Annotated in this window: 12 protein-coding genes; 3 read left to right on the top strand and 9 right to left on the bottom strand. The window is 70.7% G+C overall.

The features are described from left to right. Positions 1–2,238 carry a 1,4-alpha-glucan branching protein GlgB gene (gene glgB, locus ACFQRJ_RS13965; RefSeq protein ID WP_377019792.1) on the top strand — a complete coding sequence of 746 codons (2,238 nt, stop codon included), beginning with the start codon at positions 1–3 and terminating at the stop codon, positions 2,236–2,238. A gap of 23 nt (positions 2,239–2,261) precedes the next feature. Here glgB and ACFQRJ_RS13960 read toward each other — a convergent pair whose 3' ends face one another. From ACFQRJ_RS13960 to ACFQRJ_RS13950, 3 genes are all read right to left on the bottom strand, one after another. Beyond that, positions 2,262–3,179, bottom strand: coding sequence for a co-chaperone YbbN (locus tag ACFQRJ_RS13960; protein ID WP_377019791.1), 918 nt, complete (start codon positions 3,177–3,179; stop codon positions 2,262–2,264). A gap of 73 nt (positions 3,180–3,252) precedes the next feature. Then, positions 3,253–4,293, bottom strand: coding sequence for a hypothetical protein (locus ACFQRJ_RS13955; protein ID WP_377019790.1), 1,041 nt, complete (start codon positions 4,291–4,293; stop codon positions 3,253–3,255). Between the two features lie 35 nt (positions 4,294–4,328). After that, positions 4,329–5,510: a hypothetical protein gene (locus ACFQRJ_RS13950; RefSeq protein ID WP_377019789.1), complete on the bottom strand. Its 1,182-nt coding sequence runs from the start codon at positions 5,508–5,510 to the stop codon at positions 4,329–4,331. A 189-nt stretch (positions 5,511–5,699) separates the two neighbouring features. Between ACFQRJ_RS13950 and nucS the strand changes: the two genes are divergently transcribed. Then, positions 5,700–6,407, top strand: a complete 708-nt coding sequence (nucS, locus tag ACFQRJ_RS13945; RefSeq protein ID WP_377019788.1) for an endonuclease NucS — start codon at positions 5,700–5,702, stop codon at positions 6,405–6,407. A 21-nt stretch (positions 6,408–6,428) separates the two neighbouring features. Next, positions 6,429–7,631 carry an N-acetylglucosamine-6-phosphate deacetylase gene (locus ACFQRJ_RS13940; RefSeq protein WP_377019787.1) on the top strand — a complete coding sequence of 401 codons (1,203 nt, stop codon included), beginning with the start codon at positions 6,429–6,431 and terminating at the stop codon, positions 7,629–7,631. Positions 7,632–7,670: 39 nt separating this feature from the next. Here ACFQRJ_RS13940 and ACFQRJ_RS13935 read toward each other — a convergent pair whose 3' ends face one another. From ACFQRJ_RS13935 to ACFQRJ_RS13910, 6 genes are all read right to left on the bottom strand, one after another. Beyond that, on the bottom strand, positions 7,671–8,123 hold the full coding sequence (locus ACFQRJ_RS13935) for a DUF2550 domain-containing protein (RefSeq protein ID WP_377019786.1): 453 nt from the start codon (positions 8,121–8,123) through the stop codon (positions 7,671–7,673). A gap of 18 nt (positions 8,124–8,141) precedes the next feature. Continuing rightward, on the bottom strand, positions 8,142–8,414 hold the full coding sequence (locus tag ACFQRJ_RS13930; protein ID WP_377019785.1) for a F0F1 ATP synthase subunit epsilon: 273 nt from the start codon (positions 8,412–8,414) through the stop codon (positions 8,142–8,144). Next, positions 8,411–9,883 (bottom strand): F0F1 ATP synthase subunit beta, encoded by a 1,473-nt coding sequence (atpD, locus tag ACFQRJ_RS13925; protein WP_377019784.1) that lies wholly within the window; start codon positions 9,881–9,883, stop codon positions 8,411–8,413. The genes ACFQRJ_RS13930 and atpD overlap by 4 nt, the downstream gene beginning before the upstream one ends. 47 nt (positions 9,884–9,930) lie before the next feature. Then, positions 9,931–10,845: a F0F1 ATP synthase subunit gamma gene (locus ACFQRJ_RS13920; protein ID WP_377019783.1), complete on the bottom strand. Its 915-nt coding sequence runs from the start codon at positions 10,843–10,845 to the stop codon at positions 9,931–9,933. A 72-nt stretch (positions 10,846–10,917) separates the two neighbouring features. After that, positions 10,918–12,543 (bottom strand): F0F1 ATP synthase subunit alpha, encoded by a 1,626-nt coding sequence (gene atpA, locus ACFQRJ_RS13915; RefSeq protein ID WP_377019782.1) that lies wholly within the window; start codon positions 12,541–12,543, stop codon positions 10,918–10,920. Positions 12,544–12,628: 85 nt separating this feature from the next. Then, positions 12,629–13,444: a F0F1 ATP synthase subunit delta gene (locus tag ACFQRJ_RS13910; RefSeq protein ID WP_377019781.1), complete on the bottom strand. Its 816-nt coding sequence runs from the start codon at positions 13,442–13,444 to the stop codon at positions 12,629–12,631. Positions 13,445–13,449: the final 5 nt, after the last annotated feature.

Here is a 13,449-nt window from a genome sequence, read left to right as displayed (position 1 = left end):
ATGACCGGCCCGACAGACCCCGTCCCCTCACCGTCTCCCACCGCGCCGCATCCCCCCGCCCCGCAGGTGATGCCGCTGAGCGACCACGAGCGCGGCGCCACCGCGGCCGGCAGCTATCACGATCCCCATTCGGTGCTCGGGGCCCACGAGTACGACGGCGGCGTCACGGTGCGGACCCTGAAGCCCTTCGCACGGGCCGTGGAGGTGCTCCTGCCCGACGGCACCTCGGCCGCGATGGAGCACGAGTTCGAGGGCATCTGGGTGGCCTCGCTGCCGATGGCCGAGCTCCCCTCCTACCGGGTGCGCGTCACCTGGGCCGGCGGGGAATCCCCGGTCGAGTACGAGGAGCCGTACCGCTTCTGGCCGACGGTCGGCGAACTCGACCGGCACCTGATCGGAGAGGGCCGTCACGAGGAGCTGTGGCGGGCCCTGGGGGCGCACGTGCGCACGATCGACGAGGTCGCGGGGACCTCCTTCGCCGTCTGGGCGCCCAACGCCCGGGCCGTGCAGGTCGTCGGCGGCTTCAACGGCTGGGACGGACGCGGCCACGCCCTGCGCTCCCTGGGCTCCTCCGGGATCTGGGAGATCTTCGTGCCGGGGGTCGGCGTCGGCGAGACCTACAAGTTCCGCATCCTGGGGGCCGACGGGGTCTGGAAGGACAAGGCCGACCCGATGGCCCGACGGGCCGAGGTGCCTCCCGCGACCGGCTCCGTCGTCACCGACAGCGACTTCGAGTGGAGCGATGACGCCTGGCTCGCCGAGCGCGCCTCCCACGACCCGGTCTCCTCGCGGATGTCGATCTACGAGCTGCACCTGGGCAGCTGGAGGCCGGGCCTGGGCTACCGGGAGCTCGCCACCGAGCTCGTCGACTACGTCACCGAGCTCGGCTTCACCCACGTCGAGCTGATGCCGCTGGCCGAGCATCCCTTCGGCGGCTCCTGGGGATACCAGGTCACCGGCTACTACGCGCCCACCTCGCGCCTGGGATCGCCGGACGAGCTGCGCCACCTGATCGATACGCTGCATCGGGCCGGCATCGGGGTGATCGTGGACTGGGTCCCCGCCCACTTCCCCAAGGACGAATGGGCCCTGGCCCGCTTCGACGGCACCCCGCTGTACGAGCACGCCGATCCCCGCCGGGGGGAGCATCCCGACTGGGGCACCTACGTCTTCGACACCGGACGGCACGAGGTGCGCAACTTCCTGGTCTCCAACGCCTGCTACTGGCTCGAGGAGTTCCACGTGGACGGCCTGCGGGTCGACGCCGTCGCCTCCATGCTCTACCTCGACTACTCCCGCGAGGACGGCCAGTGGGTGCCGAACCAGTACGGGGGGCGCGAGGACCTGGAGTCCATCGCATTCCTGCAGGAGGCCACCGCCACAGCGTCCAAGCGTGCTCCCGGGATCGTGATGATCGCCGAGGAGTCCACGTCGTTCCCCGGAGTCACCGCCTCCACGGACACCGGCGGCCTCGGCTTCGACTTCAAGTGGAACATGGGGTGGATGCACGACACCCTCGTCTACCTCGGCGAGGACCCCATAAACCGTCAGTACCATCACGGCGAGCTGACGTTCTCGATGGTCTACCAGTACTCCGAGAACTTCGTCCTGCCCATCAGCCACGACGAGGTGGTCCACGGCAAGGGTTCCCTGCTGCGCAAGGCACCGGGCGACGAGTGGCAGCAGGCGGCCTCGCTGCGCGCGTACCTGGCGCTGCAGTGGACCCACCCCGGCAAGCAGCTGCTGTTCATGGGCAGCGAGTTCGCCCAGGGCACCGAGTGGTCCGAGCAGGACGGCCTGCCGTGGTGGCTGCTGGAGTACCCGCTCCACCGTGGGGCCCAGCAGCTGGTCACCGACCTCAACGCGCTCCAGGCCGAGCTGTCCTCGCTGTACGAGCGCGACCAGGACCCGGGCGGCTTCGAGTGGCTGATCGGGGACGACGCCGGCCACAACACGATCGCGTTCGTGCGGCGCAACGACGCCGGCGAGCCGGTGGTGGTGGTCCTGAACTTCTCCCCCGAGCCGTGGCACCAGTACCGGGTGCCGCTGCCCGAGGGCGGGACGTGGCTCGAGCTGCTGAACACCGATGCGCCGGTCTACGGCGGCAGCGGGATCGGGAACCTCGGACGGGTCGACGCCGAGTCCCTGCCGGTCCACGGCCGCGAGCACTCGGTGCGCCTGGCCGTGCCGCCGCTGGGCGCCGTGATCCTGGCGCCGCAGCGGCTGCGGGAGACCTGAGAGCCGCCCCGAGGGGCCGGCCGTCAGAACAGCAGGTTCGCCAGGCGCTTGCGGGCGGGGGCGACGCGAGGATCGGCGGGGCCGGCCACCTCGAACAGCTCCAGCAGGCGGGCGCGCACGACGTCCTTGGTCTCCTGGTCGGCACTGCGGAGCTGATCGAGCAGCCGGCCGAACGCGTCGTCGACGTGGCCGCCGAGCATGTCGAGATCGGCGGCCAGCAGCTGCGCGTCCAGGTCTCCGGGGCGCTGGGCGGCGTCCTCGCGGACCTTGGTGGGCTCGGCATCCTGCGTGCGACGCATCAGCGAGACGGTGGCCAGTCCTGCCTTCGCCTCGGCATCGCCCGGTGAGTCACTGAGCTGCTTCTCGTAGGCCGCGACGGCCGCATCGAGGTCGCCCTTCTCGATCGCCTCGTACGCCTCCGCGATCAGCGGGGGCAGCGGCTCCTCCTGCGGCTCCTGGTCCTCGCCCTGGCCGGCGCCGCTGGTGTCCATGCCCTGCTGACGAGCGACCTCGAGCACCTGGGTGATGAGGTTGTCGATCTCCGCGTCCGGCAGGACCGCCTGGACGATCGGCTGGACCTGGCCGAGGATGAGCAGCATCAGGGTGGGCAGCTGCTCGACGCGCAGGGCGGCGGCGACCCGCTGCTGGGTATCCGCGTCGACGGTGGCCAGGCGGATCGCTCCGCCCTGGGCGTCGACGGCGCGCCGCAGGGAGCCCAGGAACTGTGCTCCGTTCGTGACCCGCGAACTGGTCACCAGCAGCAGGGTCGGGATCTGCTGCGAATCGGCGACCAGCTGCTCCAGGCCCTGCTCGGTCACGGCCACCTCGTGCTTCGCGGGAGTGCCGGCGGTCCCGGCCGCTCCCCCGCCGTTGCCGCCCTGGCCGGAGCCTGCCGGCTGCTTCAGGGCTGCGAGGTCGATGATTCCGTACGGATCGGTCACGGGAGTGCTCCTTCGACGTGGTCTGATGCAGACAGTCTAGGGAATCCGGCAGTCCAGGAAATCCGGCGGGATCTCACTCGCCCGTGACGCTCAAGGTGGTCCGGGTCCCACCGATCGGCTGGACCTGGGCGTCCGATCCCTCGGGCGGAACGTAGAGGGCGACGTGATTGCCGTACTCGCGGACGTACTGCTCGGTGAACTCCTGGGTGCCCGCCGCCGCCGTGAACCTGCTCTCGGGATAGTTCACGGTCGCGTCGTTCCTGACGGTCATCGTGCGCGTGGACCGCAGGGTCCCCATCACGATGGCGCCGCCGTCATCGGTGCGCAGCCCGGCGAACTCCGCGTCGTCGACCTCGTAGGTCTCGCGGATGGTCGCGGCCTCGTCCTTCTCCACTCCCTCGTTCAGCGCGGCCCGTTCGGCCTGGATCCCCTCGTGCAGATCGGTGAGGTAGGGATCGGTGGCGAGCCGGTCGTCGGGATCCGCCTTGTCACCATCGGTGAGGGTGGCGGCGTACAGGCTCAGGGCCTCGGCGGGGGTCATGATCAGACCGTCGGCGTCGGTCGTGACCGGTTCGGAGCCGACGCGCTGGTCGGCCACGCTGGGCATCTCGACGTCCACGTTCTGCTCCGCCCATCCCCAGGTCGTGTACGGGGACTTCGCATCGGCCTGCTGCAGGGCCATGAAGAACGGTGCGCCGTCCTCCGCGGAGTTCTCGACCATGGCGATCGCGATGCGGGGGAACTCCGTGGTCACGGCGGTCATCGGCACGATGATCGCCGGGGCGGGCACGGTGAGCTCCTCGGCCCACGCCTCGGCCTTCGCGATCAGCGCGTACGTGGCGCCGCGGAACTCCGCCGCGGAGCCGGAGACCCGCGGGGCGAGCTTCTCGGCGTCGCGGGCCTCGTCGGCCTCGGTCACCGCCGCGTTGATCTCCTCGACGAAGCGGCCGAACTGCTCAGCGGTCTGGGCCGGTGTGGGCTCGGCGAGCGAAGGACCCTCGGGCGGGGCGGGCGGCGCCTCGGGCTCGGAGCCGCATGCCGCGAGCACTCCCGAGGCGAGCAGGGACCCGGCACCGAGGAACAGGCCACGGCGGGCGATGGGTCGGCTCGTCATCCGTTCATCCTTCCAGGCGGATCGGCGCTGGGGGCTCATCGGCGCTCCTCGCTGCTCGGCCCGTTCTCGTCCAGCGTGTCCTCGTCGAGGCGCCGGACCGGCTCATCGCCGTCGTTCCCGGGGTCGCGATCCTGGAACAGGCGGACCGGGGCCGACTCGTCGTCCGATGCGAGCTTGTGGTCCGGGACGACGCCGAGGGTCTCGGTCTCCTCACCGGCGGCCGGCTCGTCGGAGCCGGAGCCGGCCGCGGGTCGCCCGCCGGGGATCACCACGGGGGCCGTGTCGGCTTCGTGCGGTCCCGGACGCGGCCGGGACGGTTCCGTCGGGGCGGGCTCCTCCGGGGCGCTGTCGGTGTCGGCGGGCGCAGTGTCGTTCTCGATGGGCGCCGTGTCGTTCTCGATAGGTGCAGTGTCGCCCTCGGCGGGCGCTGTGTCGCCGATCTCGTCCGGTGCGTCGTCGGCCGTGGCAGGCGCGGCGTCGGCGGGCGCGGCGTCATCGGCCGCGGACGGTGCGCGGTGCGCGCCGGCAGCCATGGCGCCGGTCGCACCGGCGGCGCCGGTGGCCTCCGCTTCGTCCTCCAGCTCATCCTCGCGACGGCGACCGCCGAGCGAGACGACGAGCAGCACGAGGCCGATCACCGCGATCGCGGCACCACCCGCGTAGGCGTAGGGAACCCATTCGTTCTCATCGTCGACCGGCCAGGTGATGGAGACGGACTGCGCACCGGGATCCGCGCCGTCGGTGACCACGAGGATCGCGCGGTAGACCTGCTTGTTCTCCCCCGTCTCCCCCTCGGCGAAGTCCTCGACCGGCATCGTGAACGGGCTCGGCGACGTCTCCACGCTGCGCCAGAGGTCCGAGCCGGTCGGGTCGCTCAGCTCGCCGGCCCCATCGGGGTTGATCTCCTGGGTGCTCAGCGTGGTCCAGTCGCTCGCCCCGGTGATGCGGGTGTAGCGGGTATCAGCCAGGTAGGCCTCGATGTCGCTGTTGGCCGCGGTGATCACGGAGACGTCGGAGGCCCCTTCGATGCTGACCTCGCCCTCCGTCCCGCCGACGTAGAGCACGCCCGGATCGATCACCACGGCCGGGCCCGGGTCCTCGAGCTCCACCGTGGCGGTGGTCTCGGTGGCCGGCGCCCACGTCGTCTCGCCGAGGCGGCCCAGCACCAGTCCGATCAGGCCGACCAGTACCAGGAGGACGGCGAGCAGGCGTTGCACGGTAGGAAGCTCCTTCGGGGCGGCCCGGCAGCGGGCCCAGGCGGGGGACCTGCCCACGATAGGGCCGGGACGCGCTCGGCGACAGCCCCACGTGAGCATCTGCACCTGCGTAAAGATCGCCTCATGGCCTGCTCATCCGCGCCCCATGGGAGCCCCCGGCCCACCCCATCGGTGCCGTACCCTGTCGGAGTGCGTCTCGTCGTTGCTCGTTGTTCCGTCGACTACACCGGTCGACTCACCGCCCATCTGCCCGCGGCTCCCCGGCTGCTGATCGTCAAGGCCGACGGCAGCGTCCTGATCCATTCCGATGGGGGCAGCTACAAACCGCTGAACTGGATGAGCCCGCCGTGCACCCTGCGCGTGAGCACGCGCGACCCGGAGGAGGCGGCCGGCGATCCCGAGGGCGAGTGGCTCGAGCAGTGGGACGTCGTCCACGACAAGTCCGGGGACCGGCTCCGGGTGCGCCTGCACGAGACCTTCCAGGACACCGCCCATGAGCTGGGTGTGGATCCGGGGCTGCAGAAGGACGGGATCGAGGCCCATCTCCAGGCTCTCCTGGCCCAGAACATCGAGACCCTGGGCACCGGATGGTCCCTGGTGCGGCGCGAGTACGGCACCGCCATCGGACCGGTCGACATCCTCGCCCGCGACGGCGACGGGACCTCCGTGGCGATCGAGATCAAGCGCCGCGGTGAGATCGACGGCGTCGAGCAGCTCACCCGGTATCTCGAGCTGCTCAACCGCGACCCGCTGCTCGCCCCGGTGCGCGGCATCTTCGCCGCCCAGGCCATCAAACCGCAGGCCCGCGTGCTCGCCGAGGACCGCGGCATCGACTGCGTGACGCTGGACTACGACGCCCTGCGCGGAATCGACGACGTCGACTCGCGGCTGTTCTGATCCCCCGACCGAGGAGACCGCATGAACGTTCCCGTCGACCTCGCCCTGAGCGGCACCGCTGTGCTCGAGCGCGGCGTCCTCCCCGGTGCGCTGGTGCTGATCGCCGGAGGCGACATCGTCTGGTCCGGGCCGGCCGCCCACGCCCCGGAGCACAGCGCCACCGAGACGCTCGAGCATCCCGGGCTCATCCTCCCGGGCCTGGTGGATCTGCACTGCCACGGCGGCGGCGGAGCCTCCTTCCCCGACGCCTCCGGACCTCGTGACATGCTCACCGCGGTCCGCGAGCACCGTCGCCACGGCACCACCTCGCTGGTGGCCTCGCTGGTGACCGCTCCGGCGGCGGTCCTGCGCGACCGGGTCCGCGACCTCGCAGGGCTCGCGGCCGACGGGGAGATCGCCGCGATCCATCTCGAGGGTCCGTTCATCTCCGCCGACCGCCGCGGCGCGCAGAACCCCGAGCACATCGTGGCCGGAGACCCGGATCTGGTGCGGGAGCTCGCCGAGATCGCCGGCGGCGCGCTGGCGACCATGACCGTGGCCCCCGAGGCGGAGGACGCCGATGCGGTCATCGAGGCCCTCGCCGAGGTCGGGACCGTGCCCTCGCTCGGGCACACCGACGGCTCCAGCGCTGCGATGACTCGCGCCGTGGCACTCTCCCGCGAGCAGCTGCGCCGTGAGCACGGCCGCTCACCGAGACCGACGGCCACCCACCTGTTCAACGGGATGCGCCCGATCCATCACCGTGACCCCGGCCCCGTGCTCGCGGCCCTGGACGCGGCGGCGCGCGGAGACCTGGTGGCAGAGCTGATCGCCGATGGCGTCCACCTCGATGCCCGCACCGTCGCGCACGTCTTCGCCGTCGCCGCGGAGGATGCCGTGGTGCTGGTGACCGACGCGATGGCCGCAGCGGGCATGCCCGACGGTCAGTACCGCCTCGGGGCCCTGGACGTCACCGTCGATGCCGGGGTGGCGACCCTGACCGGCGGCACGTCGATCGCCGGCGGCACCGCCCATCTGCTGGATGTGGTCCGTCTTGCGGTGACCGAGGCGGGCGTCGACCTGGCCCGCGCGGTGCACGCGGCCAGCGCGGTCCCGGCCGGTGTGCTGGGCATGCAGGACCGGATCGGCTCCCTCGAGCCCGGCCGACGGGCCGACGTGGTGCTGACCGACCCCGGGCTGCGACCGGTCACGGTGCTGCGCGGCGGCGTCCCGGTCGGCGACTGAGCGGGGCAGCGACTGAACGGGGCGGCGGCCCGTTCCCGGTCAGTCGGCGTCGCCGAGGACCAGGCCCGTCGGTGCGGCTTCGAGCCACGAGTTCAGGGCCGCCCCGGAGGTGAGGTCGACGATCGCGCGGATCTCCCGATCCCCGCGCATCGTGAACTCGACCAGATAGGTGTCGTGGCCGCCCTCGATCTGGGCCGGCAGCCGACGGCGGGAGACGTCCAGGACATCCGCCCGGCGAATGACGACCTCGGGACGAAGCCGCAGGGAGAAGGCGCGGAACCAGCGCAGACGGTCGGTGCCGAACCGCATCATGCCGTGCTGCCAGCCCTCACCGCCGACCAGCCCGCGACGCTGCAGGCTGCACTCGAAGGCGCCGCGCTGGCGGGACAGCGCCAGCTGGCGGCACACCAGTCCCACCGCCAGCACCACCACCGCCACGAGAATGAGCATCCCGGTCCCCAGGAGGAGGACCGGGATGCTCAGATCGATCATGGGCGGGGAGGGCTCCGGTCAGCGATCCGTGTCGCGGACCTCGGCGTCATCCACGCCGATGGTGACGACGTCGGCATCGACCGAGACGAACCCGCCGTGGACCGCACGCTCGGTGACGGAGCCGTCCTGGTCGATGATGCGCACGGCGCCGCGGTCGAGAATCGCGAGCGTGGGCTGCATCTGCGGCAGGATGCCCATGGAGCCGTCGACCGCGGGCACGACGACCTGCGCGGCCTGCCCCGACCAGACGGTGCGATCCGCGGTGACGAACGTGACCTCGAGGGAGCTCACTGACCGAGCTCCTTCTGGATCCGGTGATGGTTCTCGAGCACCATGTCGATGCCGCCGACGTTGTAGAACGCCTGCTCGGTGATGTGGTCGAACTCGCCGTCGCAGATGCCCTTGAAGCCCTCGATGGTGTCGCGCAGCGACACGTCCGAGCCCTCGACGCCGGTGAACTGCTTGGCGAGGTGGGTGTTCTGAGAGAGGAACTGCTGGATGCGGCGGGCGCGCGAGACGATCACCTTGTCCTCTTCGGAGAGCTCGTCCACGCCCAGCATCGCGATGATGTCCTGCAGCTCCTTGTTGCGCTGCAGGATCTGTCGCACGCGCACCGCGGTGTCGTAGTGCTCCTGACCCACGTACCGCGGGTCGAGGATGCGCGAGGTGGAGCTCAGGGGGTCGATCGCCGGGTACAGGCCGCGCGAGGCGATCTCACGGGAGAGCTCGGTGGTCGCATCCAGGTGGGCGAACGTGGTCGCCGGGGCCGGGTCGGTGTAGTCGTCGGCCGGCACGTAGATGGCCTGCATCGAGGTGATGGAGTGGCCGCGGGTCGAGGTGATCCGCTCCTGCAGCACGCCCATCTCGTCCGCCAGGTTGGGCTGGTAGCCCACCGCCGAGGGCATGCGGCCCAGCAGCGTGGAGACCTCCATGCCGGCCTGGGTGAAGCGGAAGATGTTGTCGATGAACAGCAGCACGTCCTGGCTCTGGACATCGCGGAAGTACTCCGCCATCGTCAGTGCGGACAGGGCGACGCGGAGGCGGGTGCCCGGCGGCTCGTCCATCTGGCCGAAGACCAGAGCGGTCTTGTCGATGACGCCCGACTCGGTCATCTCCTCGATCAGGTCCCAGCCCTCACGGGTGCGCTCGCCGACGCCGGCGAACACGGAGACGCCGTCGTGGTTGTTGGCCACGCGGTAGATCATCTCCTGGATCAGCACCGTCTTGCCCACACCGGCCCCGCCGAACAGGCCGATCTTGCCGCCCTGGACGTACGGGGTCAGCAGGTCGATCGACTTGATGCCGGTCTCGAACATCTGCGTCTTCGACTCGAGCTGGTCGAAGTTCGGGGCCTTGCGGTGGATGGGCCAGCGGTCCTGGACCTGGAGCTGGTCGGCAGGCTTGTTCAGCGGGTTGCCCACCACGTCGAACACGGTGCCGAGGGTCGCATCGCCCACCGGCACGGAGATCGCCGCGCCGGTGTCGAGGACAGCCTGGCCGCGGACGAGGCCGTCGGTGGGCTTCAGCGCGATCGCGCGGACCATGCCGTCGCCGAGGTGCTGCGCGGTCTCGAGCGTGAGCGTCGAGGCCTCCAGGCCGGAGCCCTCACCGGAGATCTCGATGGTCAGGGCGTTGTAGATGTCCGGGATGCTGCCCGGGGGGAACTCGATGTCGACGACGGCGCCGGTGACGCGGGCGACGCGCCCGGTGGCGCCCTGCGCCTCGGCGGCGGGGGCCTGGGTATCGGTAAGGGTGGTCATGTCCATTCTCTCCACTGGGTGCGACGCCGGCGCGGTGCTGCAGCGCCTCAGCGTTCGGTGCGGCCGGATCCCGAGAGCGCGTCGGCGCCGCCGACGATCTCGGTGATCTCCTGGGTGATCTCCGCCTGGCGAGCGGTGTTCGCCAGCCGGGTGAACTTGTCGATCTGGGTCTCGGCGTTGTCGGTGGCGGTCTTCATCGCCCGCTGGCGCGAGGCGTGCTCGGACGCCATCGACTGCAGCAGGATGTTGATGATCCGCGACTCGACGTAGCGCGGGATCAGCTCCGAGACGACGGTGTCGGCGTCCGGGGCGAAGTCGTACAGGGGGTACGTGGGCTTATGCTCCCCCGTCTCCGCCTCGACCAGCCCCATCGGCACCAGACGGATCTGAGCCGTCTTCTGGATGAAGCGGGTCTCGAACCGGGTGCCGACCACGTAGAGCTCATCGAGGTGCTCGGCCGGGTCGAGGGAGAGCAGATCGGCCGTGACCGTCTGGGCGATGTCGCGCCCCAGGTCCGGCAGCTCCTCCTCCTTGTACGGCGTCCACGAGCGGTGCGGCGGACGGTTGCGGAACCGGTAGTACGAATCGCCCTTGCGGCCGACGACGTACATCACCGGGTCCTTGCCCTGGTCCCGCAGGAGGTTCGCCAGCTGTTCCGCGGAACGGATCGCATTGGGCGAGTAGGCCCCGGCCATGCCACGGTCCGCGGTGATCAGCAGGATGCCGACGCGGCCGGTCTCCTGGCGCTCCGCCTGCAGGAAGGGGTGAGCGATCTCGTTCGAGTGCGTGGCGACCGAGCCGATGGCGCGGGTGATCGCCTCGGCGTACGGAGTGGTCGCCGTGACCCGGGCGTGGGCCTTGGCGATGCGCGAGGCCGCGATCATCTCCTGGGCCTTGAAGATCTTCTTCATGCCCTGGGCGGACCTGATCCGCTGCTTGTAGATCCTCTGCTGGGCTCCCATGTCTCTCCTCGTGCGGGGGTGGATGCGTCCTCGGCGGGCGGCCGCCGTCCTGCCGGACGGCGGCCTCACGCATCAGCCGCGGACGATCTGCTCCTGCTCGATCTGATCGGCGTCGAGCCGGCCGGTCTCGTCGGTGCGGCCGGCCTCCGCGCCCTTGCCGGCGAGGTAGTCCCGCTTGACGTCCTCGAGGATCTTCGTGAGCTCCTCCTCCGTCTCGGGAGCGAACTGACCCGTGCTGCGGATGTTCTCCAGCACGCTCCCGTTGTGACGCAGGTGCTCCAGGAGCTGGGCCTCGAAGTCGCGGACGTCCTCGACCTCGATCTCGTCGAACTTGCCGTTGGTGCCGGCCCAGATCGAGACCACCTGCTCCTCGACCGGGAACGGCGAGTACTGGGACTGCTTGAGCAGCTCCATCAGGCGCGCGCCGCGGTTCAGCTGCTGCTTGGAGGCCGCGTCCAGGTCCGAGGCGAACATCGCGAAGGACTCCAGGTCGCGGTACTGCGCCAGGGCGATCTTCAGCGTGCCGGAGACCTTGCGCAGGGCCTTGGTCTGGGCGGAGCCGCCGACGCGGGAGACCGAGACGCCGACGTCGACCGCCGGGCGCTGGTTCGCGTTGAACAGGTCCGACTGCAGGAAGCACTGACCGTCGGTGATCGAGATGACGTTGGTCGGGATGTACGCCGAGACGTCGTTGGCCTTGGTCTCGATGATCGGCAGGCCGGTCATCGAGCCACCGCCCATCTCGTCCGAGAGCTTCGCGCAGCGCTCGAGCAGACGGGAGTGGAGGTAGAAGACGTCACCGGGGTACGCCTCGCGGCCCGGCGGGCGGCGCAGCAGCAGCGAGACGGCGCGGTAGGCCTCCGCCTGCTTGGACAGGTCGTCGAAGACGATCAGGACGTGCTTGCCCTCGTACATCCAGTGCTGGCCGATGGCCGAGCCGGTGTAGGGGGCGATGTACTTGAAGCCCGCCGGGTCGGAGGCCGGGGCCGCCACGATGGTGGTGTACTCCATCGCGCCGTTCTCCTCGAGGGTCGAGCGCACCGAGGCGATGGTCGAACCCTTCTGGCCGACGGCGACGTAGATGCAGCGCACCTGCTTCTCGGGGTCACCCGAGGCCCAGTTGGCCTTCTGGTTCAGGATCGTGTCGATGCCGATCGCGGTCTTGCCGGTCTGGCGGTCGCCGATGATCAGCTGACGCTGGCCGCGGCCGATCGGGGTCATGGCGTCGATGGCCTTCAGCCCGGTCTGCAGGGGCTGCTTGACCTCCTTGCGCTGCATGACGCCGGGCGCCTGCAGCTCGAGGGCGCGACGGCCGACGGTCTCGATCTCGCCGAGCCCGTCGATCGGGTTGCCGACCGGGTCGACGACGCGGCCGAGGTAGCCGTCGCCCACCGGGACGGAGAGGACCTGGCCCGTGCGACGGACCTCCTGGCCCTCCTCGATGCCGGTGAACTCACCGAGGACGACGACGCCGACCTCGCGCAGTTCGAGGTTCAGCGCGAGTCCGAGCGTGCCGTCCTCGAAGCGGACCAGCTCGTTGGCCATGACGTCGGGGAGGCCTTCGACGCGGGCGATGCCGTCGGCGGCCTCGCTGACGCGGCCGATCTCCTCGCGCTCGGTGGCGCCTGCCTGATAAGTGGACACTGCGGTGTCCAGGGCGTTCCGGATCTCCTCCGGGCTGATCGTGAGCTCCGCCATCTGCTGCTTCGCTTCCTCTCGGTCTCCCCGTCGGACGGGGATGGTCTACAAGATGCTGGGGGACGCCGGGGCGTCGGGGCTTCAGTCAGGCCACCAGCGAAGCTCGGGCCCGCGAGAGCCGAGCCAGCACGGTGGCGTCGTAGAGGTCGTCGCCGACCTGGATCCGCAGACCGCCCACGACGTCGGGGTCGACCTGGAAGTTCATCTGCACCTCGCGGCCGTAGATCCCGGTCAGGACCGACGTGAGCCGGGCCTGCTGGGTCTCGCTCAGAGGCACGGCGCTGGCGACCGCGGCGAAGGCGCGGCGCCGGCGCTCGGAGGCGAAGCGGGCGAACTCCGCCACCCGCCGCGCCGGCTTCTGATCGGTGCGGCGACCCACGGCGCGACCCGCGAGCACGGCCGTGAGGTGGTGCGTGCGGCCGTCCAGCAACCGGCGCAGGACACGAGTGCGGTGCGAGGGATCCTCCCGGGCGTCGTCGAGGGCCCCGGTGAGCTCACCGCTGCCGTCGATGAGGAGCGAGACCTCGAACAGCTCTTCGTCGACCCGCTCGAGCACGCCCTCCGAGCGCGCCTGGTCGAGCAGGGCGGAGACTCCGAGCAGCTCGAGGGCGTCGAGGATGTCCTCCTGCTCGGACCAGCGCCGGCGCACGACCTCGAGGGTGACCTCGAGCGCCTGCGGGCTGATCTGGGCGGCGAACAGCGAACGCACCGAGGCCTCCTTGACCGCGGCGGGGCGGCCGGGGTCGGAGAGCAGTCGGACGAGCTGGTTGCTGGAGTCGATGGCGTCGGCCACCGAGAACAGCTCCTCGGCGATGGGCTCGAGCGGGCCGTCGACCGCCGCGAAGACGGTCTCGACCTGCTGGAGCACCTCACCGAATGAGGTGGAGGAGGTTCCTCGCATCACGG

It is taken from the genome of Brachybacterium sp. GCM10030252 (assembly GCF_042666535.1).
Taxonomy (GTDB): Bacteria; Actinomycetota; Actinomycetes; order Actinomycetales; family Dermabacteraceae; genus Brachybacterium.
Note: the sequence above shows the minus strand (reverse complement) of the source record. Positions and strands in the feature narration are given on the sequence as shown.

Bases quoted from the DNA above. Each gene is read 5' to 3' on its own strand.
- ACFQRJ_RS13935 (WP_377019786.1), bottom strand. From the start codon at position 8,123: ATGATCGATCTGAGCATCCCGGTCCTCCTCCTGGGGACCGGGATGCTC.
- atpA (WP_377019782.1), bottom strand. From the start codon at position 12,543: ATGGCGGAGCTCACGATCAGCCCGGAGGAGATCCGGAACGCCCTGGAC.
- ACFQRJ_RS13920 (WP_377019783.1), bottom strand. From the start codon at position 10,845: ATGGGAGCCCAGCAGAGGATCTACAAGCAGCGGATCAGGTCCGCCCAG.
- glgB (WP_377019792.1), top strand. From the start codon at position 1: ATGACCGGCCCGACAGACCCCGTCCCCTCACCGTCTCCCACCGCGCCG.
- ACFQRJ_RS13940 (WP_377019787.1), top strand. From the start codon at position 6,429: ATGAACGTTCCCGTCGACCTCGCCCTGAGCGGCACCGCTGTGCTCGAG.
- ACFQRJ_RS13910 (WP_377019781.1), bottom strand. From the start codon at position 13,444: ATGCGAGGAACCTCCTCCACCTCATTCGGTGAGGTGCTCCAGCAGGTC.
- atpD (WP_377019784.1), bottom strand. From the start codon at position 9,883: ATGACCACCCTTACCGATACCCAGGCCCCCGCCGCCGAGGCGCAGGGC.
- ACFQRJ_RS13955 (WP_377019790.1), bottom strand. From the start codon at position 4,293: ATGACGAGCCGACCCATCGCCCGCCGTGGCCTGTTCCTCGGTGCCGGG.